Origin of the sequence: Azospirillum formosense (assembly GCF_013340925.1) — a bacterium.
Lineage (GTDB): Bacteria > Pseudomonadota > Alphaproteobacteria > Azospirillales > Azospirillaceae > Azospirillum > Azospirillum formosense.
Window position 1 is genome coordinate 1 of record NZ_WHOR01000026.1, and the last position, 20,415, is coordinate 20,415.

Sequence of the window (20,415 nt, forward strand, 5' to 3'; positions counted from 1 at the left end):
TATCGCGATGCAAGCGTTTTTTTTTTTTTCAAATGAGCCGCCCCCCACCGGTGCTCCGACCGGTTGAACCGGCGCAAGCTCCAGTGGTGTATAAGAGCCACCCACCAAGCCGCGCGCTACCCTGCCCAGATCCCGTTCCCGCTTGGAGGTCCGTTATGCCGGCGCCGACCTTGATTTCCCGAGACAGCCTGTCGGCGCTGCGCGCCGCTCTCGACGCCGCGCGCCCGCCGCAGATTTCCAAGAGAGAGGCGGTCCGCGCCGTGGAAGGTTCGCTTCGCGCCGCCCGTGACCGTGGCTGTCCCGATACCCAGCTCCTGGAGATTCTCGCCGCCCACGGCATCACGATCACCGCGTCCACGCTGCGCTCCTATCTGTCCGGCGCCACACCGAAGGTCAGACCGCCGCGCAAGGGTGCGGCGATCGCGGCCAAGCAAAGCCTGGATGACGCCGCCCCGGCAATCGACCACGCCGCCGATCGTCGCTCCACCGGCCCGGCGAACGGTGATGAGCGCTGGGGCTCCGCAACCGACGCGGTGTGAGGCTGGCGGCCGCGTTCTGCGGGATCGACGGCGCATGGCCAGGCCGCGCCTCGCGCTAACCTCGGTGAATGGCAACAGCACGGATGGGGAGGCGGGGATGAGCGTCGTGTTGCGGTTTCGCGGTGATGGGCCGGCTTTTGACCGCGCCAAAGCGGTGGCCGATGCGATGGAGTTGTCCATCGAGGACTACTTGCTGGTTTGCATCGCCGAGGGCAACAAGGTGCTGCGAGCCCGGCATCTTCCGCTCGATCCGGACATGGATGAGCCGACCTTCATCCGCTGGGGCATTGTCCTGGAGGGGGGTGACGGACGCTGACATGCAGACAGACATGCAGCATGCCGCCAAGAGGATGGCGGATTGGGAACGGCGCCACCGGACGCTGTCCGCCGACTCCGTGTTGCGGTGGGTTTGCCGCGCCAGCCAGCCAGCGCCGGGTGATGTGGCGACGTTGCCTGCAATCGACGACGCTGCAGTAGGCCGATAGGGCAAAGCCCACCAGCAGCAGCGCGTGACCCCGGAGTCCGAGAAGCCGGCCATCGAGGGTGGCAAGCAAGCGGCGCAACTCGGCGGTGACCACCGGTGCCTTGCCGTGCGGCACGATGCCGTGGGCGGCGCACCAGGTGGCGAAGTCGCGCCAATCGGCCGCATAGGCGCGCAGCGTGTTGCCGGCGCGTGCCTGGTGAGCGAAGGCGCGTGCTTGTGCGGCCGCGCGGGGCAGAGGTCCCAGATCCCCGGAGGGCGCGACAGGCGCTCAGGCCTCCGCCATGGACGCCTCCCTCTGATCAGGCAACAACCATTTCAACCCCTGAAGCCTGAGCAGTCGTCGGTGCCCGCTCAAAGTGAAAGCCCGTACCAGTGGGCCAGATCAGCGTGACGGCCTCGGCGGCGGCCAAACGCTTCAGATCCAACCGCGGCTCGGCCGGCAGCAGGATGGCGCACTTCGGGGCGTCGAGGAAGCGGCGGTAGTCGGCGAGCTGGCCCAGCGCCATGCGCACAGCACCGCGCTCGGTGGTGCCCTTCGCTTCCACCAGCAGGTTGGCGGTTTTGTCGTAGAGGTCGGTGAGAATCGGCTTGGCCTCGCCCTCGGGCAGCAGCTTCAGGCGCACCACACTGTGGCCTTGGCTGCGCAGATAATCGCGCAGCGCCAACACCAGCTTCGCTTCCCGGCGCTCCATCTCGTAAGGCTCGCGGGCGGGATCAACAAAGGCCTTCTCGGTCCACTGCTCCTCCACCGGCACCTCTTCGCAGGGCGCCGGGCCGAGACCGGCTAGCTTCATGCTCGCCGGCGCCGGGGCGATGTCCTTCGGACGCAGCCGAAACACGATGACGGCGCGCAGCGGGCCGCCCCCAGTTTCGGGCGCGTCGGTGATGTAGTAGGGGCGGTCAGCGTCGACTTCGAACTCACCGAGATAGGTGACGGTGCCGCGCGCACCCTGGAAGACGCGCAGCGCGCGTCCTTCCACCTGGTGACGCAGGATGCTGGCGTTGCCCGACTTCATCTGCTGATCGCCGCGCTGCCCTTCCCCGGTGTAGTGAAAGCACCCGTCGGGCATCCAGCCGTCGACGTAGCCGTGCTGCTCGCCAGCGATGGGGTCGGAAAAGATTAACACGTTGGGGCTCGCCTTGGACGGGCCGATGCCGCCCTGGGTGCGGCCACCATAGGTCTCCTGCAGCGCCTTGCGCTCGATCCGGTCGCCCGGCCGCAGCGACCACACCGGGGTGAGTTCCATCGTCGCCATCGCATTCTCCCGTTCCATCCACACAAGCGCGAACGTGACCATAAAATCGGATATCGGAAACGCATATCCAATTCCATGGCCTAAATGTCACGTCGCTCTTTCGCGGGGTGGTGCGGGCGGAGGTGCGCCTCTGGGTTCCGATACAGTTCTCTTATCGGAACCCAGGTTAGCACAGGCCCGGCGGCGCCCAGAAGGCGCCCCACACACGCGCATTTATGACATCTGTTATATTGACGCGCCAAACACACGCACATATAACACATGTCATTAACGCATAAAGGGGGACGCAATGGATTACGATCCGCAGAATTTCCGCGACCTGTATGAGACGCCGGTCGGCCAGGAGCTGTGGCGCTTTCTGAACGAGCCGGACAACATCATCCGCATGGAAACCGCCATCTACCTGGAGCGCGCCCCGGTCGAGCCGCTCGGCCCGGGCTTGGTGGCGCACTTCGGTGAGGAAATCTCCGACGACCGTTGCAAGCAGATGATCGGGCACATGGTGCGGCAGATCGTCGGAACCCGCGGCTACACCGTCGATCGCAGCGGCCTCCGCATCACCCGCCTCAACCTGTTCACCAGCGGCACCCGGTATAAATCCCGCAGTCCGGACGACACCCCGGACGACACAGGAAAGATGCACATCACCCGGGAACAGCGCGAGGCATGGCTGCGCAAGACCGCCGACAGCCCGTTCAACCGGTGGCTCAACACGCGGGTCCGGAACCCGGATGGTTCACTGAATCTGGATAAGCTCTACGACGTGGCCCGCGAGCGGGGCGTTCCAGAGCCTGAGCGTTACGGACACCTCAATCCCGGCCAGCAACGCATGATCCTCGGCTCGATGCTGCGCCCCAAAGTGCCCGCGGACGAGCTGAACAGCTGAGCCGGCGCGAGGGGCCGGATGGCCCCTCTTGCAGCACAGCTCACGCCAACCTACATGCCGGGTACATATAGAAACCCCAAGCCCCGTTGGTCGCAGGACAGCGGGGCAGGGGTTTTTTTTTGTCCAGCGGAGGGAACACCATGCAGCTCAGCGGCAACGTGAAGTCGGGCGAGTTCAGCTTCAATTCCAACGGCCTGGGGGAAGGCCTCCTGCTTGTGATTGGTCTGGCCCTGCTCGCCGGCGCCGCCACGGCCGGAGAGGAGATGGTCCGGCGGTGGTTCAACTCGCCCCGACAGCACCCAGTGTTGCCCCATACAAGCTGAGGCAACGGCCGGAACCACGTTTATGCGGCGCCGCCGAAGCCATCGCTGGCCTTCGCTTGAACCGCGCGGCTGCTTCCGACGGTTGGTAATCGGTGCCCGTCATGATCATCCCGTTGAGGGTGACGAGAAGCTTCCAAACCGGACGATAAGGGCCGCTTTGACCGGTTTTCCGGCAGTCAGAAGCCGCGCCCGAAAATCCTTATGCCGGGCACCATCGAGAGAGGGGGCGATGGACGCTGAAATGCTCGCGGGCATGCACCGTGCCGCCGAGAGGATTGCGGACTGGGAACGGCGCCACTGAGCGTTGGCGCTGCCAACACGGTTTTTCACACGCCCTTCTCTGGCTTGTAGGCCTGCAGGCGCATGGGACCGTGAGCGTGTGAAACCGTGGAGCGCATTGGCACCGCCTCCTTGTTGCCCCCAGCATGTTGCTCCGGAGCGGGGCGGGCCCGACCAAATTGGCTTTCGTTCTGGCAAAACCTCCAGAAAATTCTGGCAATACAAGGGGGAGAACGCCGGCCCACAGCTGATCCCTTCAATGGCGGTGGTGACGGGGAGCCTCATATCCGCGCCAGTGAAGCATGCGCGGCCCACGATCCGTGCTGCTACGTGTGATGGTCTGGGTAGACTGGGTGGTAGCGTTCGCCGGGTGTCTTCCAGGAGAGGAAGAAATCCAGCGGGTTCTGCGTGCCGAGAAACGCGCGGGCGAGCCTCAGCCGGTCCATGACCAGAGCTCGGTCGTCCGCCGGCAGGTCAGCGATACGCGCTTCCACACCGGCCAGAAAGCGTTCGACCTCCACGACGTGCGACCATTGCTGGATGATCTGGAGGAGGTGCTCCTGGCTTTCGCGGACCGACTGCTCCACGCGGCGGCGATCGTCTTCTCTCCGTCGTTTCTCTTGGGCGGCGAGCCACTCCTGGTGGGCAATCTCGGCCTGCCGGTCGGCCTCCTCCAGCTTCCCGACCAAGTCAGCGGCGGCCTCTTCGATGGCGTGTACGATCGACGTCAGCATGGGGCGGAGGGATGCCTTTGTTGTTTCCTGCCAGTCGGTCGACCAGTGGACGCGCCCATAGGGAGAGTAGGCAACGAGGCGAAGCCGACCGGAGGGCAGATCCCGGGTCGTGGTCCAGGTGTGGTCGACGGTGTGGCGGGACGGCTTGGGCGGCGTGTAATCGGCCTCCCGGACGTACGTGCCACGGACGTAGCGGAGGAGGACCGTTTCGGACATTTCGACGATCGCGAGCCCGATCGCCACGCTGCCGATGTAGACGACCGTTGGCCGGTAAGGGGACCAGAGGCCACTGTGATGGTAACGGTTGCGCGGCTTCTTGCGGTCTTCCCGCTCGTCGACATCAGCGCGCCTGAGCTGCTCGTCCGAGGGCGCCAATACCACCCGATGCTTAACCGACTCGAGCGCATTGAAGAGGTCGTTGGCGAAGCCGAGCGCCTTGTCGAGGCAGGCCTTGGAAGCGGTCACGTCGACCAGGAGCTTCTTGTAGGGTTTGAGATAGGCGTCATCGTCCACGGGCCTGCCGTTCTCGAAATGCTCCTTGGCGCCACGGAGCAGACTGTGACTGTGGGGCCTGGGCACGCGAACGGCGGTGTTCGATCGGCGCTTGGGTGGGTGCCGCGGCTTCGGTGGGGCCTGGAGCGCACCGTCGTTGGACCAGTACAGCTGATCGCCCGGTCGGGCTTCCGGCAGGGGTTCTGGAGAAGGCGCTTTTCCGACCTCGAGCTTCGCCCAGTATCCTCGCTCGGGCCGCGGAACGTTCAGAAGGGCACAGACCCTGGCCATGTAGGTGCTGGACACATGGAACTGTTCGGCGACCTTGGTCATAGGCTTTGACCAGACCAGTTGATACAGCTCGTCCCTCGAGATCATGGCGTACTCCACGCATCGTACCGCCGATGCTCTGAGGCAAGACCGGCCCCAGGCGTCTTTCCTAACACTGATCAGCAGATGCGGATGCGCTTGGACACCTCGAAAAACCGTAGCGTTGCCGGCGTTCTGGTGATTCCCTTGGCTTGAGGGCGACGGAGGACGGGACATGGCCGGTCAAGCTGGGCTGTTCGATCTTCAGGACCGCTACGCGGAATTGAGCAAGAGCGGGGATCCACTGGAACGGCTGTTGTCGGTCGTGGACTTCGAAGTGTTTGCTTGCCATCGTCCAAGCTCACCGCCTCGCCGCGGTCGTCGAGATGGGTGGAGCGGGCGGAGGCGTGTTGGCTATGGCTGCGGTTTCCAGCGTGCCGCCGTTGGTCAGATAGGCGGTGATGCCGGTGGCGCGGAAGCCATAGCGGCTGAGCGGCGCGTCAGCGCCCGAGCGCGGCCACGACTCGTTCATCCGTTATGGCCGTTTGTCGCACTTCTGATACCGTCTTGCAGAATCACTGACACATGTACGGTGGGCGCGAGGCATCGATCAGATGTGCGGCCCGGAAAAGGCTATGTGTCAGCCTTTCTGCACGGCGGTATGATTTGTGGGCAGTTGGAGATGAAAGATGGAACCTTAGAATCCAAAAGGGTTGGGCGGCGGCGCCGGGGGGTGCCGAGTCGGACGGTCCGGAACTTTGAAACCTGACTGAACCAAGATGTCAAAAGTGTTGGCGTAGCGTTGGAACACCGACGTCAATATACCGTCAGAAGCCTCCTGAAGACCGTCAGAGCGCCAAATCCTAGCAACGCGTGTCTTGCGATTTGGGGCGCTTACATCAATGATCTCGAAAGGATAGTTTTCATAACCCTCCCGCGCGCAGCTGTCTTTTAAAATTTTCATCCAGATCGAAATCTGCCCTTCGCTAAGCACCAATCCCTTACGAGGGTTGAGAACAGCAAAGCGAGGATGCGATTTTTCGATGATCAGATGTATGGGGCTGATGGAAATCTGAATGTCTTTGCGCAGATTGTATTTGCTTACAGGAACACGAGGGCACCTGTTAGTGGAGCGCCCAGCGAGTAATTGATAAGCAGTCAGAGCAGCGTCAGCATTTGGCCGCCGACCGCTCGGTGCCCCTTTGGCGGCGCACGCTGCCGCGATTTGTTCTTTGGATACGCCTTCGGCCATCCGAGGAACCAGACTGTGGGCAATTTGATAATTCCAACTTGCCGGTGGCCTTGAATGCCATCCCTTCAGGCGCTCTAAATCACCTGCCGGGTCAAGTTCGGCAAACAACTCGATCACATCCTGAAGCGGAGGGTGCTTAAGCATCAAAGCCCGCTATACGTTGTGCGTGTAGCGGACCATACATCAATTTGTAGCTCCGTGGCGAATAAAAATGAAGTGCTCCTTGATTTCCGAGTCGGGAATGCGCATTCCAGGAGTAACCGCTGAACCGCTATTCCAGATGCGATCCCAAGGCGAACCATGTTCATGCGTCATATTGGACAATTCATATGCATGCAAATGAGCATATGCCCCAATCACAGCATCCAAAAGCTCCGATTGTGGCAGCGTAAGTTGACATGTCGGCTCGTGAGCTATTCCCGTAGCCATATCGAGCGCGGTTGCGCGCGTCTTGATCGGCTGATCACCCGCACCCTTAAAGGCCTTATAGACGGAACGAATGACGGGCCCGTGCTGCCAAGCTTCAAATCCACCGGCTACTAAAGGAGCGTTTTGTTCCGCCAAATGCCAGCCATGGGCGTAATACAATACTTTTTGAAGGGCCATGTGCGTCAAGAGCCGGCCTTGCTGGTCGCATTTTTCCAAAACTAGGTTTGCTAGCGCTCGTCCGTCGTAGGCCATACTTATTCCTCTACCTCGGCGGTACTGATTACATCACATTGCGGGTGGAAGCGAGCTGACGCCCATCCAGCCCCCTCCATTGAAAACTACAACTGACGTCGTGAACTCAACCATGGAGGAGGCATTCCAGTTCGAGGCGGAAAAGATCGGTCCGCTGAGAATGGCTTCGGAAATTGCCGTCAAATCCGGATGCGCTCGACCTCATCCAGGCTCACCGCCTCGCCGCGGTCGTAGAGCTGGGTGGTGCGGGTGGAGGCGTGGTTGGCCAGGACGGCGGCGGTCTCCAGGGTGCCGCCGTTCTTGAGGTAGGCGGTGATGCCGGTGGCCCGGAAGCTGTGGCAGCCGAGCGGCGTCTCGATGCCGGCGGCCGCCACGCGCCGGCGCACCATGGCGTGGGCGCTCGCCTGCGGCAGCGGGCGAGCGGACAACTGGCCGGTGCCGCGGCCGAGCGTGCGGAACAGCGGCCCCTTGGGGTCGCCGCGTAGGCCGGCGCCGTCCAGGTAAGCCACCAAGAAGTCCTCGAGCGTGTGGTGGCAGGGCAGGGCGTGCGGCTTGCCGCCCTTCTCGCGCAGCCGCACCCACAGCCGGCGATTCTGGACGTAGACGTCCTCGACGCGCATGGCCAGGGCGGCGCCGACGCGGGCGAAGCCGTAGACCATCAGCCCGATCAGCGCGCGGTCGCGCAGGCCGCCCGGCGTCGTCGCGTCGATGGCGTCGAGCAGCGCCCGGGCCTCGGCCGCATCGAGCACCGGGGTTGTGCCGACCCGCACCACGTGGCGCGGCCCGCGCACGGACGCCGCCGGGTTGAGCGGCACCACCTGGCCGGTGACCAGCCAGTCGAAGAGGTGCCGCACGGCGGCGAGGCGCTGCTTGGCGGTCGGCGCCGCGTGGGTGCGCGTCAGTCCTTCGACCCAGGTCGCGACGTGCAGCGGCTGCACCGCCATCAGGGACGGCACGCCGGCGGCCTCGCACCAGGCGAGGAAGTCGCCGACGGCGCGGGCGTAGGCGCGGCGGGTGTGCGGGTTGCGGATTTGGGCGGCGAAGAACTCCAGGAAGCGGAGGCTCGCCCGCTCGCCGGCGGCGACGACTAGGGCCGGCACCCGCTGGAATAGGAGGGTGGGGAGCGTCGTCATCCGGCGAAGCCGCCCCGCGCGGCGAGCGCTGCGGCGTCGCGGGCGCCGTGCAGCACGCGGACGATGACCAGCGCATCGGCCAGCGGCTGGTAATAAAGCGCGTAGTCGCCGTGGAAGACGACGCGCAGCCCTGGAGCGAAGGTGTCGCGCGCCGCTCCCGACAAGGGAAAGGCGCACACCGGCGCGAAGGCCGCCTCGATCCGCTGGATGAAGGCGGTTGCCACCGCTTCGGAGGCCTCGCTGGCGAGGTGGGCCCAGAGCTCGGCGAGATCGGCTTCGGCGGCCGCGGTCAGACGGAGCGGGAGCGGGCGGCGAATCGTGCTTTCCCCTGATCGATGATGCGGGCGGCGTCGAAATCGGCGACGCGGCCGGCGGCGACGTCGGCCAGCCCCTGTTCAAGGTCGGCCTGAAGCGCGGCCAGCTCGTGGCGCTGCTGCGCCCGCTTGAGCGTCCAGTCGCGCAGCGCCTCGCGCACCACCTCGCTGTTCGACGCGTAGTCACCGCCCTCCACCGCGCCCTTGACCGCGGCGGCCATCGCGGCGGGCAACGTGATGGTCAGGCGCTCGATCTCGGCCATGTCCGGTCCTCGAAAAACCTCTCTGTGCATACTTTGTCATACTTGTGAGGATCGTCAACCGGCGCCGAAGCCGGTACGAGGCCCGGGAGATCATGCCTTCCCGGGGTCGCTACACGAAAGTGACCCCTCCTCGGCGGACAGAGCCGCGTCTGCGACGGGCTCTGTCCGCGGTGGCCCGGAGGTAGAGGAGAGTGGCTGCGTCCCCCGGCCTTTGTCGGCCGCGACAAACAGAAAAAAAAGGCCGCCAAACATCAACACGCCGGCCATGATGAACAGCAGGGCATTGGACAGGTTATGCTTTGCCACCTCCGCAGCGAAACGGACCCCATCCACTACCTCCCTCTGGTGGTCATGGAGCAGGCCAAGCATGTTGCTGTAGTTGTTAATGAGTGCGGCGCCGGCGGCCAGTCCTGCGGCACAGAAGGCGTAGAGCCCGCCCATGCCCCACCTCCAGATTTGGCGGGGCTGGCGGTGCAGCTCGATGAACTTCTCGCCAAACACAAGGCCGCCGGCGAGCAGGCCACCCGACATGGTCAGCAGCGTCGTCGCGATCGTGCGCGCCTCGGTGTAGTCGTACTGGAGAAAGCTGCTCAGCCGCTCGTCCATAACCCGTGCCCCTTACCGTTGATAAAGGACATTATCACAGATACGAGAGAGGCGGATGGGGGCCTCATGAGCCCCATACCGCCTCCGCTCCAGGGCGGTCGTTACGAACGGGCGGCCAAAGCGAGCTTTGCCAGGTCCAATTCGCCCTCGGCGCCCCAGCCGGCCGTGCCAGCCTCTACCTCCGGGCGGAACGCCTCGTACAGCCGGAACGCCTGCCGGGCGAGGTCCGCCGCTGGCAAGGAGTGGGCCAGCACCGTCATGGCTTGGCGCACCTCCTCAAGATCCTCTCCGAACTTGCTGCCCAGGTACCGCTTTACACTCGCCGGCGTGATGGGCTTGCCTTGGCGCACGGCACGCAGGCCGTCCTTGGTGTGCACGGCGGGGATCGATCACCCCATGAGGTCGATGTGGATCTCCTCGCCCGGCTGGAGCGCCTTGCGCTGATCGCTCACCGTCTCTGGTGTCGGCTCATAGATTCCCAGACGGACGCCTTTGGCTTGCGCTGTGAGACCCGACAGAGCCTTGCCCAAGGTGAGAGCCTCATCACGCTCCAGGCCCAACCGCTCCGCCACCACGGTGGCCCACAGCGTCAGCACCGGCGCCCGGTTGATCATGATCTTACGGTGCGAGGACGGCATCGTCTCACCCTGGTGTTGATCCCCTCTCCTGAACGGGCCCTCACACCAGCGGTTCCTCTGAGGAGGGAGTCAGACCGGGCTGGGACGGCCAGCAAGAGGCAGAGAAACCTTTATGGCTAGCTGAATGGTGGACCCGGCCGGATTCGAACCGGCGACCCTCTGCTCCCAAAGCAGATGCGCTACCAGACTGCGCTCCGCTCCGTCACAGGGTGCCAGATGCATCATTCCAGGGAGAACTGGATACTCGATAGGAGCGCCGGAACGGCCTCGGCTCCGCTGATGAATTAGTCTTCCAAATTAGATAGCATGTGTTCAATCTCAGCGCGTCGCTCCCGGATACGACGTTCCTCCGCCTCTAGCTTTTCTAGTGCCTTCTCCAGCGCCTTTCGGCTGGGCGAACTGGCCGGCCGCGACGCATACACGCGCAGTTGCCGGCGGAACGCGACGACGTCTTCACGCCGCACGGTAGGATTGACTAACCCAGCGGCCACAGCCTGTTGCTGTTCCTCCGGCTTTAAGGTCACTACCTCGTAGACTGTCGCGTATGAAGGGGGTAGCTGATCGGCGGGGAAGGGCAGCGCGCCTGTGTCGACCGCCTCCGCTACCTTCATCAGCATGTTGGCCGTGCGGTGGCTGAACGGCATGTCCCGCTCCACCATCTCGCCGAACTCGCCATGCTCCAGGCGCGCTTTCGCTTCAATGAGGTGGCGACCGACATCCAGGAAGGCGTCGTTAGCCCGCTTCCACAGGCGGCCAATTTCCTCGATAAATTCGCGACGCGTTTCCAATTTGATCCGGGCGGACACAAGGAGATCGCCGCGAGTGTCCCGGTGTCGCTCTGCCGGCACCAAGCCATCGTCGCCAAACGCCGATCCCAGCTTCTTGCGGGCCGGCTTCGTCGTCGGAGTCACAGACCGATCCTCCGCCGGACTTCCTGCCACAGCGCTGCGACCTCGTCCGCTCCGCGTCCGCCGACCTCCGTCACGCCATAACCATTGGCCATCGCACGCACCACGTCGACACTGTCTGGGATCGCCGCCGCCGCCACATCGCCGGAGCGGATCAGCCGGAGGCGGGCGCCGTCGGTCTCTTTTACCCGCGGCTTCACTCTGTTAAGGCAGTAGATCGCCGGCCGGTCGAGAGCCTGGACGGCGCGCATAATCGTTTCGACCGAGCGCACATCGTCGGGCAGCGCCTGGGTGGGAATTACCACCAGCTCCGACGCCATCACCAGGGCCTTGAAGCCCTCTGGATCCTTCTCGATCGCGGTGGGGGTGTCGACCAGCACGAGCTGTACGCCTGCCGCATTAGCTCGTCGCGCCGCGGCAGAGGTTTCAGCGGTGAACCCTAGAACCGGGGCCGCGTCGGCATCAGCCCGCACCCGGGCCCATTCGGCGGAGGTTCCTTGTGCGTCGGTATCAATGACTGCCACCGGCACCCCATCACCAGCCGCAGCGGCGGCGAGGTTGCGTGTCAGCGTGCTCTTTCCGCTGCCGCCCTTCGGCGAGACGACCGCGATGATCTTCATGACAGGGTCCCGGTCAGCCGCTTAGTGACCGGGGGCCGGCTGGGGTGCAGCATGATGCAACCAGATTCCACCCCGACTCGGGCATCCGGATAAGCGGCCAGGGCCATGCGCAGCGCCTCGGTAAACGGCTGTTTGAAGGTGCGCAGAGAGGCGCAGCCGGCGCCGAACTGTGCATACAGGGCCTGCCAGGAGACCGGCGTCTGTTTGCTGAGGCTGTGCAGGCGATAGGCAAGCCAGACATAGATGTCGATCGAGAGGGACTTGTTGCCGATCGTCCGCAATGCGGCTTCTGAAACTGGCACCGGGTGCTCGATCAGGGAATGATAGAACGCCTCGTTGAGCTTAACCGTCTCCCGCCACAGCATTGGCTGGGCATCGTCGTTCAGCGCCCCGGTCAGGTCAATCGCGCTGTCAACGAACGCGCCGTTGTCACGTTGGCGAGCGCCGCCGTGATCGCTGAAGAAAGTCAGACGGCAGGCGGAGATTCGCTTGGCCTGTTCGGTCACGGCCTTGTAGGTGGCGCCACCGATGGCGCCGATTCCCATGGCGGTCATCCACGCCTTCATGGATCGCCCGAGTTCTATTTCCCGCGATCCTGACCGAAGGGCTTGGGTCTGGAGGTAGATCAGGATCATGCGGGCCTTGGAGCCGTAGGGTACGCCTATAAGCTCGCCCTTCTCTGTGCAACCAGATTCCACCAGCAGCGTGACGCGGTGCCCTTCCCTGCGCCACAGCCGTTCTGGCGTATTCTTGTGAGGCAAGGAGGTCAGGGCAAAGCCTGCATGGCAGATGCCCAGGCTTTCACCTTCATCGGCGAGGACGGCGGCAGCGATCTCCAGTTCTTGCCGTTCCAGTTTGGTGTCGGCAAGGTCACGCGCACGCTCAAGCCCGTGGGCCGTGATGAGATGGTGGATGTTTCCCATGGCATGCATTCGGCAGATGCCAGCGGCTTCGGTCAATGGTGGAATCTGGTTGCGGAGCTATTTGAAAGCTATTTGAATTACAACTATTTGCTTAGCAACCAGATTCCACTGAATAAGCCGATTCGCGGCAACCAGACTCCACTTTCTCGCAACCAGATTCCTGTGAATAGGTTGGACTGGTTGGAGACGCTTAGCCCTACAGGCAGGGGCATGAAGTGCGAATCGGACAGACTGTTGCAGCTTGGTGGCGGCAATGTGAATCGGCACGGGCTTTCGACGCCGATCGGCATAGTAACCTACTGAAAGTATGAAATCCCTTGGGATCCGACATCGCCCGTCCATTGTGCCCATGCCGGGCAGGATGTTGACGTCCATTACCGCTGGTACCCTCTGCATGGCCGTCGCGTCCGGATGATGTGGAGCGAGGCGCGCGCCATCGGCCATCTCGTTTTCGTTGAGGCGGCGCCCGGCATTATCACGGTGTTGCCGGAATGGATGCTGGACCCGATCATCTGCGCCGGCATGGAACTCGGTACGCCGCGGGCCGCGGCGGAAGCGCTCATCAACCTTCAGCGTCAACTGAGCGACGGCGGATTTAGACGAAGCCCTCCAGACGATTCGATCATCGTCCCGGAGGAGCGAGCCCAGTACACCGAAGTCGCGGCCCTGCAGACCCGAGGCTGGTCGCAATCGCGCATCGCCCGGACGCTCGGCCTGGACCGCAAGACGGTGCGGGTCTGGCTGCGGGCTGGTCAGCCGCCGAGTTGGTCGCAGCCGGCGAAGGGGAGTCTGCTAGACGCCCACGTCGATTACCTACGGGGGCGCTGGAGCGAAGGCTGCTGGAACGCCACACAGCTCTGGCGAGAAATCCGACAACGCGGCTTTTCCGGTCAATCCCGCATCGTGCGCGATTGGGTTCGTGGCCTGCGCGTGAACGAGCCGGCGGCCCATTCGGCGGCGAAATCGACATGGCGCGTCCCCTCAGGGCGACGGGCCGCTTGGCTGGTGGCGGCCCGGCCGGAGGAAATCGACCGAACGGAGCAGGCGTTTGTCGCCGCCCTGATTGCCGGATCCCCATCTCTGGAGCGCGTCATCCATCTGGCTCGCACGTTCCGCGACATCGTCAGCGGCCAGAAGGCCGACCAGCTCGATGGCTGGCTAGCCGCCGCCCGCGGAACACCGCTGGCCGGATTTGCCAACGGATTGCAGCGGGATTTGCCGGCCGTCCGCGCCGCGTTGTCGCTGCGCTGGAGCACCAGCCCGGTGGAGGGGCAGATCAATCGGCTCAAATCCGTCAAGCGCCAGATGTATGGGCGAGCTGGATTCGACCTCCTGCGGCAACAGGTGCTTGGCACCGCCTAAAGCGGAGGTGTCCGCTCGTCCAGTGCCGTCCGGCTCCGCTGCATCGGGTTTGCGGCAGAGCCAAACTTCATTCGGCCTTTACACCGGGGAGGGTGACGATGGCGAACACTGAACTCCTGCCGCCGTCGGTGCTCAAGTGCAAGGCTGTGGTCTACGTTCGCCAATCCACCCAGGCGCAGGTCCAGACCAATCTGGAGAGCAAGCACAGGCAGTACGAATTCGTCGATGCGGCCAAGCGCCGTGGGTTCCATCGGGTCGAGGTGATCGACGACGATTTGGGACGCTCCGCCAGCGGCACCACGGCGCGGCCTGGGTTCGAGCGGCTGGTGGCGGCGCTCTGTGCCGGCGAAATCGGCGCCGTGCTATGTCTCGACGCCTCCCGGCTCGCCCGGAACGGGCGGGATTGGCATCACCTGCTCGAACTCTGCGGGCTCGTCGAGGCCAGGGTGATCGACCTCGACGGCGTTTACGATCCGGGGCGGCCAAACGACCGGCTGCTGCTGGGGATGAAGGGTAGCATGAGCGAGTTCGAGCTAGGACTGCTGCGCACCCGGATGCTCGATGCCGCCCGCAGCAAGGCGCGGCGGGGCGAACTGCGCATCAGCGTGCCGATCGGCTACGTCTGGCACCGGGAGATCGGTCTGGGCTTCGATCCTGATCTGCGGGTCCAGGAAGCGATTTTATATCTTCCGGGGGAAAGGTGCCGGACGTGTGAAAATTCTCTAAGCCGATCAGAATGGTCTGTGCCTGTTCGCCAAAAGGCTGGAAAAGGGGCGCTCTGTCTGGCCAACGACGCGGACGCCGGGCGGCACGGTGGTGCTGACGCCGACGGAACCGTCCCTGCTTCTGGAGGGGCTGGAATGGCGCCACGCCGTTCCAGTTTCACACCCGACGGTGGCGGAGTGAGAGGGGGAAAAGTCGATGAAATCCTGGGGCTTGGCTGGTCTGGGGTCGTGATCCGAGGTACAATCGGCCGTGCGCTTCGACCTCGACAACCTGCCCGCAGATCCGGCCCTGCTGCAGCAGTTGGTGCGCGATCTGGCGGAAGTCGTGGAGCGCTAGAAGGCCGACTTGGCGGAGCTGGAGGCGCTGCGCCAGCAACTCCGGCAGATGCAGCGCACCGTCTTCGGGCAGCGCTTTGAACGGCTCGATCCCGATCAACTTGACCTTGGGCTGGACGATCTGGAGGCGGACATCGCCCGCGTCGAGGCCAAGCGTGCCACTGACAGCCCAGACGCGGCATCGGAACCGCAAGGGGGGGACGCCGGGGCCGGTGGCTGCCCCTGCTGCGGCGACGCCCTGCACGCGGCCGGCGAAACCATCGCCCGGATGGTGGACTATGTTCCGGCCCAGGTCCGGGTGCTGCGCATCCGCCGGCCCAAATACGCCTGCCGCGGCTGCGGCACGCTGCACCAAGCGTCGGCACCGGATAAGAGCGCGGATCAAAACCCAACCTTAGTGGAGCTAAGCCATTGATTCTGCTCGGTTCGGAAGAGGTTTTGATCGGCACTCTAAGCCGGTTGCCAAGGGGATGGCGACGCCGGCGATGCTGGCCCACATCATCAACAGCCGCTACTGCGATCATCTGCCCTTCTACCGTCAAGCACAGATCCTGGCCCGCAACGGCTTTCCCGTGGATCGCTCGGTTCTGGCGGGTTGGGCGGGACAGGCGTGCTGGTGGCTGGAAATGGTGCAGGAGGAACTCGCCAAGGCGGTGTTCGCCTCGACCAAGCTGTTCGCCGACGATACGCCGATGCCGACGCTGGCGCCGGGAACGGGCCGGGTGAAGAACCGCTGCTTCTGGGCCTATGCCCGCGACGACCGGCCTTGGCAGGGAATGGACCCGCCGGCGGTGGTCTACGCCTACACCAGCGACCGCAAGGGCGAGCGCCCGGCCGGCCATCTCCGGGATTTCCACGGGGTGCTGCAGGTGGACGGCTATGCCGGGTTCGAGCGGCTGGCCGCCGGCAACCGGGTCGTGCTGGCGGCGTGCTGGAGCCATGCTCGTCGCCGCTTCTACGATCTGGCCGAAAACGGCTCGCCGATCGCGGCGGAGACTCTGCGCCGCATCGCCCGGCTCTACGCGATCGAGGAGCGCATCCGTGGCCACACGGCCGACGAGCGTCGGCAGGTCCGGCAAGCCGAGGCCGCTGCGCAGGTGGCCGATCTCAAGGTATGGCTGGAAGGGGAACTGCCGCGTCGCCGACCTGCTCCCGTGGAATTGGAAGCCGGCCGTCAACTCCTGATCCAGTGCAATCACACTCCGCTTACGCGTTGAAACCCCGTGCCGATTCACAGAACTATGAAAAGCTATACTGAAGTGGGGTCCCAACCGGTGCCGGTTGGGACCCCACTTCAGTAAAAATTTAGTATTTGCAACGGGTTATAGTGCTACTGCTGAAGAGTCAGCTGCCACGCTGATTAACATTTAAGGCACATTTCATACACCACATGGATACCACTCATCTGCGTCGTTATCACGAGACGGTAGTCCTGGACTTCAGTGTTGCGATAATCTGCTCAGCATCGTGGCTAAGCCGCGCTCCCTCTTGCGTGGTGAGGAGGCATCCAGGGAACCAGCGGTCGTACCATGCCTGCTTGCGCGCCCAGTCTTCAGCATAGGAAGGCTGGTCCAGTAGCCCCAAGTGCTCCCAATAAAAGGTCTCGCCACCCCAGGTCACCGTGAAATCGGGGAGGTGAATCGTGCCATCGCCAGCGAACAGCAGCTGCTCGTAGAGGAAGGGCACCTGGTGCTGGTGTAGCAGGTTGGCGATGATGACCTCGGACTTGGAGCGCACCATGTCACCGCTTAGCGCTTCATGCACCTTTCCAGCCTCGTACCAACCTCGCCGATTAAGCAGAGCGGGCTTGACTACATGCAGCGTGAATAGAGAAGAGTTGATCTGCGGCGTCTGGGCGTTCTCCCGCCGGCGCGCGTCCAAAAGGCTGCCAACGTCGCGCTCGATAAGCAGGGTGCAGTGGCGGGTCGCCCGCGTCAGCGCGGTGTAGACCAGCTCCGGCGATACACTGCCTCCCTTGGCCGCTGGAATGACGACGAAGGTGTGCGCGAACTCACTGCCTTGCGCCTTATGCACGGACACGGCGTAGGCGAGTTCCAGATTGTCTTCTACCTTCTCGGTACGTTTCCATTTGCCAGGATGAGGAACAGCTTTGCCATATCCAACGGTGATGTCAGACTTGCGCGCAAAGCGAACGGCAAAGCGGCTGAGCCGCTTTCCTCGCCCGGTTCTCAACCGCTGCAGCACGCTGCCATCAAAGCCAAAGGGCTCAACGACGCCGATCTCGCCGTTGAAGACCTCCACCTGCTGCTGCTGGCGCGTAGTGAAGTTGTACGCCCAAATCATGTTCGACTTGGGCCGGTTGCGAATTTGAATAACCTTGTCGAACAATGTGATGCCGCCGACCGTGCCGACACGTGAGATCACGTTTTCGGCAACGCGCTTTTGGCACGCTTGGTTCAACGCTTCAACCCCGTGCAACTCCCCACGATGTGGCGTGAGCACTTGGAACGCCGTCGGATCAGGTTTCAACGCTGGTCCCCAGACCTCATGCGGGCGCTCGTCCGAGGCGAGTGGTGCGCCTTTCATGCGGCACTCGATGGCTCCTATGAGGGTCGGGGCCAACTCCGTCGGGTCCTCCCAATAGATGACCTCGAGGTCCCGATCCACGGTCCCTCCGGCGTGAAGGCGCCGAATGAGGGCCTCCTGATCCGGCCGGGTTGCCGCGTCACGGCCGCCGGCCGCCTTGTCATCGTCGTCCAGGATGAAGAGCTCGGATAGAGCGAGGATCGATTGCCCCTTGCCTTCGATCTCGTTCAGCAACTGGCGCAAGTTGCGCCGCAAGCGGCCAAGCCCCTCGGGCTGTCCGGCCTCCATCCATTTGATGATGTCCGCGAAAACGCGGCCGCGTCCGATGGGGGGCAACTGACCCGCATCGCCGACTAACACCAAGCGCCGCACCTGCTCCCATTCAACGGCCCGGAAGAGAGCGGCCGCCAATTCGAGGTCGAGCATTGACGCTTCGTCAAGCACGATGGTGCCGATCGCGGCTTGCTTCCCGCCGCTGCGCTTGAAGGTGAGGTTGTCGTTCAGCCATCCTTTCGATGCCAGGAACGAATGGACGGTCACCGTCTCGACCCCGGCCAACGCCGCCTTTTCGAAGACCTCGCGAGCGCGATCGGCGGCCTTGCCGGTCGGGGCAAGGACCAGAACCGATGCCCCCTCTCCCTCGGTCCGACGAACCGCGCGGACCATAGCCTCGATGACTGATGTCTTCCCGGTTCCCGCCGGTCCCGTGACGACGGACAGAGGGCGTCGGAACAGTCGAGCGCAAATCTCGGCCTGCTCGGCTACGGCTTCGTCATAAGCGCGCCCGCCCTTGAGGGCGAGAGGGCTGGTGCCCTTGTAAACCCAACTCCGCCAGTCGTCGTCGGTGACCGGCCGGCGGAACGTAACATCCGCGCGAGACACCAGATTCCGCAGAGCGGCCTCAACCGTGCGCTCGTCCTCAAACACGGTGCGCAGATATACCGCGAGTCCCTGGTCCGTTTGCTTCAAAGTCAGGCTTTCCGACAGAAAATCTTCGTCCGCTTTGAAGTATCGAGTATTGAAGACCGCTTGCTTCCATTCGGGTAGGCGCGCCATCCGCGTGTTGATCGCCCCGATCAGCGCATCGCCGAACTGGAACGCGTGCTTCGGCTCACTTTTGAGATGATCGACGCACAACGCGCGAAAGCGGCGCTCGTCATTGTAGGTCATCTTCACAAGCGGGCTGCCAACCTCCGGCGATGGCAGGACACCACGATCCAGCGCGCTCCAGAGAATGCGGTCGGACGCGTCCTCTCCGGTATAGCGCTCACACAGAAGATAGGGATTCGCCGCGACCATCCCGAGATCTCTTGGAATTCCCACCGCCATGCGGTTTTCGGAAACGAGCGCCGCCATCACACCGGCGCTCAAATCGAGCCTGGGAAGGACATCGCGGAGCAGGGCTTGTGCGTCGTCTTCCATCAGGCGCCAGTTGCGCAGCATGGTGCGACGATCGTTCGCGTCCATCGAAGCTGTCAGCTCATTTTCGGCGCCCCCGTCCAGCGCCTCGAAGGCGAGCCGGTGGGCCTGCGCATGCCCATGCCGGAGGCAAGCCGCCTTGGTCGGCTCGATCAGCGGTTCAGCACCAGCTGCTTGCAGCGCCCGCAGCAGACCGGGATACAGCCCGCGCTGCGTCCAGAGCTCCGCGACAACTCGGAGCAACCACTCTTCGCGAGCCCCCCAGTTCTCACTATCATCACCGATCTCCCGCAAAAAGCGGACCTTCGCGAGGAGCTGCTCAAGCAAACCAATCGCATCGTCGTCGGACAGGTGCTTGGACCCGTATTTGCAAAGGCTTGGGTCCTCGGGAAAGACGGCGATGTCCCGCAGGCGCTCCGGGTCCTCTAGGTAGCGGTGATAGGGAAGGCGCAGCCCTTCCTCGGGATAGCGCGAGGTAACCGTACGGGCCCACACAACACCGCCCGCGTATCGCTCAGCGATTCGCTCAGAAACGTTTTCGTAGAAAAGCTCTTTGCCGATCTCTTGAATCCGGGAAACGCCGATCAAGACATAGCACTGCGCGTCTTCTTCTGAGAATGGGTTGGAATAGTTGGCGTAATAGAATACCAGGTTTTGACCGCGGTCTTCTTCGATGGGCTTAAAGAATTTTAAGGTGAGTTCCCGCCGCCGGTCGTTGTCCAGGAAGCCTTGCGCTTTCACTTCGTCATCGTACATCGCCTCGTACGGCCAAACGCAGACCGTTGCGGGTGCTAAGGACCACTCCGTCGCTTCGGCACCACCATAGAAGAAATCGGGCGGATTCGACCGTGCCACGGTTTCGTGTGGCCCGAAAGCGTTGAAGCTGTAACTGCAGGGCGGTACATACTGTTCGGGTGGCGCGGCCCCGAGACAGCCTGCGCACCGCTGTTCGTTGGCCAAATCACGCTCCCGGGCAATCACATCGCCAGGATAGGATTTCGCCCCTGTGCAGTAGGTGTTCCGCTCAGGCTGCCGACATACCGTGCCGTTCCAACCGTCGTTGTGCCATGCAAGACGTGCTGTGATGTGGGTAGGCATCCACCGCTCCTTCAAGTCGGAGGAAACGCTACACTTACAACTATCAATAGGCAACATTAGCTGAGTACAGCGTGGCGGGTTGACCTTTTTCGGGCAGTACAGCGTCGTGCGGTCCTGCTCCTGGTCGGCGATCCCGACAGGTTGACCAATGAAGACCGCCGCTTTGTCCAGGTCGGGGGCCGAGTAGCAGCGGAACCAGAAACCTAGGTAAGCTCTCCGTGAGCCTCCTCCGGATCGGTGGGGGAAGCTCACCTATCGCGCTCCCCTTACGCAGCGGCGGTTCCGCTG

The 20,415-nt window shown here is 63.4% G+C and carries 21 protein-coding genes, 1 tRNA gene and 3 pseudogenes; 9 read left to right on the forward strand and 16 right to left on the reverse strand.

Annotated features, from left to right (window positions below; all coding sequences use genetic code 11):
* Positions 1 to 155: 155 nt before the first annotated feature.
* Both GBZ26_RS05760 and GBZ26_RS05765 read left to right on the forward strand, forming a co-directional pair.
* Positions 156 to 539, forward strand: a complete 384-nt coding sequence (locus GBZ26_RS05760; RefSeq protein WP_174438012.1) for a hypothetical protein — start codon at positions 156 to 158, stop codon at positions 537 to 539.
* A 97-nt stretch (positions 540 to 636) separates the two neighbouring features.
* Positions 637 to 855: a hypothetical protein gene (locus GBZ26_RS05765; RefSeq protein ID WP_174438013.1), complete on the forward strand. Its 219-nt coding sequence runs from the start codon at positions 637 to 639 to the stop codon at positions 853 to 855.
* 467 nt (positions 856 to 1,322) lie between these two features.
* On the opposite strand, the gene GBZ26_RS05770 is transcribed toward GBZ26_RS05765, so the two are convergent.
* Positions 1,323 to 2,279, reverse strand: coding sequence for an SRA domain-containing endonuclease (locus GBZ26_RS05770; RefSeq protein WP_174438014.1), 957 nt, complete (start codon positions 2,277 to 2,279; stop codon positions 1,323 to 1,325).
* 289 nt (positions 2,280 to 2,568) lie between these two features.
* Between GBZ26_RS05770 and GBZ26_RS05775 the strand changes: the two genes are divergently transcribed.
* Together GBZ26_RS05775 and GBZ26_RS05780 are read left to right on the forward strand one after the other, a co-directional pair.
* Complete coding sequence (locus GBZ26_RS05775) at positions 2,569 to 3,165, forward strand: hypothetical protein (RefSeq protein WP_174438015.1); 597 nt, start codon at positions 2,569 to 2,571, stop codon at positions 3,163 to 3,165.
* Positions 3,166 to 3,305: 140 nt separating this feature from the next.
* The gene (locus tag GBZ26_RS05780; protein WP_174438016.1) at positions 3,306 to 3,488 is read left to right on the forward strand and encodes a hypothetical protein; all 183 of its coding nucleotides are present in this window, start codon (positions 3,306 to 3,308) and stop codon (positions 3,486 to 3,488) included.
* A gap of 605 nt (positions 3,489 to 4,093) precedes the next feature.
* Here GBZ26_RS05780 and GBZ26_RS05785 read toward each other — a convergent pair.
* The 14 genes from GBZ26_RS05785 to GBZ26_RS05850 all read right to left on the reverse strand — a co-directional run bounded on the left by GBZ26_RS05785 (position 4,094) and on the right by GBZ26_RS05850 (position 12,415).
* Positions 4,094 to 5,326, reverse strand: coding sequence for a hypothetical protein (locus tag GBZ26_RS05785; protein WP_211104600.1), 1,233 nt, complete (start codon positions 5,324 to 5,326; stop codon positions 4,094 to 4,096).
* A gap of 337 nt (positions 5,327 to 5,663) precedes the next feature.
* A complete protein-coding gene (locus GBZ26_RS05790; RefSeq protein WP_174438018.1) occupies positions 5,664 to 5,834 on the reverse strand; it encodes a hypothetical protein in 171 nt (56 codons plus the stop codon).
* Between the two features lie 165 nt (positions 5,835 to 5,999).
* On the reverse strand, positions 6,000 to 6,662 hold the full coding sequence (locus tag GBZ26_RS05795; RefSeq protein WP_174438019.1) for a hypothetical protein: 663 nt from the start codon (positions 6,660 to 6,662) through the stop codon (positions 6,000 to 6,002).
* Between the two features lie 75 nt (positions 6,663 to 6,737).
* Positions 6,738 to 7,235 (reverse strand): Panacea domain-containing protein, encoded by a 498-nt coding sequence (locus GBZ26_RS05800; RefSeq protein WP_174438020.1) that lies wholly within the window; start codon positions 7,233 to 7,235, stop codon positions 6,738 to 6,740.
* Positions 7,236 to 7,414: 179 nt separating this feature from the next.
* Positions 7,415 to 8,368 carry a tyrosine-type recombinase/integrase gene (locus GBZ26_RS05805; RefSeq protein ID WP_174438021.1) on the reverse strand — a complete coding sequence of 318 codons (954 nt, stop codon included), beginning with the start codon at positions 8,366 to 8,368 and terminating at the stop codon, positions 7,415 to 7,417.
* Positions 8,365 to 8,685, reverse strand: a complete 321-nt coding sequence (locus GBZ26_RS05810) for a type II toxin-antitoxin system RelE/ParE family toxin (protein ID WP_174438045.1) — start codon at positions 8,683 to 8,685, stop codon at positions 8,365 to 8,367. Before GBZ26_RS05810 ends, GBZ26_RS05805 begins: the two co-directional genes overlap by 4 nt.
* A complete protein-coding gene (locus GBZ26_RS05815) occupies positions 8,658 to 8,945 on the reverse strand; it encodes a ribbon-helix-helix domain-containing protein (RefSeq protein WP_174438022.1) in 288 nt (95 codons plus the stop codon). The genes GBZ26_RS05810 and GBZ26_RS05815 overlap by 28 nt, the downstream gene beginning before the upstream one ends.
* Positions 8,946 to 9,035: 90 nt before the next feature.
* On the reverse strand, positions 9,036 to 9,551 hold the full coding sequence (locus tag GBZ26_RS05820; protein ID WP_174438023.1) for a hypothetical protein: 516 nt from the start codon (positions 9,549 to 9,551) through the stop codon (positions 9,036 to 9,038).
* Positions 9,552 to 9,652: 101 nt separating this feature from the next.
* The gene (locus tag GBZ26_RS05825; protein ID WP_174438024.1) at positions 9,653 to 9,928 is read right to left on the reverse strand and encodes a hypothetical protein; all 276 of its coding nucleotides are present in this window, start codon (positions 9,926 to 9,928) and stop codon (positions 9,653 to 9,655) included.
* 12 nt (positions 9,929 to 9,940) lie between these two features.
* Positions 9,941 to 10,189: a hypothetical protein gene (locus GBZ26_RS05830; RefSeq protein WP_174438025.1), complete on the reverse strand. Its 249-nt coding sequence runs from the start codon at positions 10,187 to 10,189 to the stop codon at positions 9,941 to 9,943.
* Positions 10,190 to 10,314: 125 nt separating this feature from the next.
* Positions 10,315 to 10,390 (reverse strand) — tRNA-Pro (locus GBZ26_RS05835).
* 83 nt (positions 10,391 to 10,473) lie between these two features.
* Positions 10,474 to 11,100, reverse strand: coding sequence for a DUF3102 domain-containing protein (locus GBZ26_RS05840; protein WP_174438026.1), 627 nt, complete (start codon positions 11,098 to 11,100; stop codon positions 10,474 to 10,476).
* Positions 11,097 to 11,717 carry a ParA family protein gene (locus GBZ26_RS05845; protein WP_174438027.1) on the reverse strand — a complete coding sequence of 207 codons (621 nt, stop codon included), beginning with the start codon at positions 11,715 to 11,717 and terminating at the stop codon, positions 11,097 to 11,099. Before GBZ26_RS05845 ends, GBZ26_RS05840 begins: the two co-directional genes overlap by 4 nt.
* Positions 11,714 to 12,415 (reverse strand): replication protein RepA, encoded by a 702-nt coding sequence (locus GBZ26_RS05850; RefSeq protein ID WP_343207328.1) that lies wholly within the window; start codon positions 12,413 to 12,415, stop codon positions 11,714 to 11,716. The genes GBZ26_RS05845 and GBZ26_RS05850 overlap by 4 nt, the downstream gene beginning before the upstream one ends.
* A gap of 84 nt (positions 12,416 to 12,499) precedes the next feature.
* Between GBZ26_RS05850 and GBZ26_RS05855 the strand changes: the two genes are divergently transcribed.
* The 5 genes and pseudogenes from GBZ26_RS05855 to tnpC form a co-directional block, all read left to right on the forward strand.
* Positions 12,500 to 12,943: a hypothetical protein gene (locus tag GBZ26_RS05855; RefSeq protein ID WP_246654335.1), complete on the forward strand. Its 444-nt coding sequence runs from the start codon at positions 12,500 to 12,502 to the stop codon at positions 12,941 to 12,943.
* 108 nt (positions 12,944 to 13,051) lie between these two features.
* Positions 13,052 to 14,002 (forward strand): transposase, encoded by a 951-nt coding sequence (locus GBZ26_RS05860; protein ID WP_174438030.1) that lies wholly within the window; start codon positions 13,052 to 13,054, stop codon positions 14,000 to 14,002.
* 98 nt (positions 14,003 to 14,100) lie between these two features.
* Positions 14,101 to 14,583: pseudogene (locus GBZ26_RS05865) on the forward strand (recombinase family protein); the annotation flags it as partial.
* Positions 14,584 to 14,977: 394 nt separating this feature from the next.
* Positions 14,978 to 15,430: pseudogene (locus tag GBZ26_RS30975) on the forward strand (IS66 family transposase zinc-finger binding domain-containing protein); the annotation flags it as partial.
* Between the two features lie 85 nt (positions 15,431 to 15,515).
* Positions 15,516 to 16,202 (forward strand): annotated as a pseudogene (tnpC, locus tag GBZ26_RS30980) (IS66 family transposase); the annotation flags it as partial.
* Positions 16,203 to 16,479: 277 nt separating this feature from the next.
* Here the strand turns inward: tnpC and GBZ26_RS05880 are convergent.
* Positions 16,480 to 20,127 carry an AAA family ATPase gene (locus tag GBZ26_RS05880; protein WP_174438031.1) on the reverse strand — a complete coding sequence of 1,216 codons (3,648 nt, stop codon included), beginning with the start codon at positions 20,125 to 20,127 and terminating at the stop codon, positions 16,480 to 16,482.
* Positions 20,128 to 20,415: the final 288 nt, after the last annotated feature.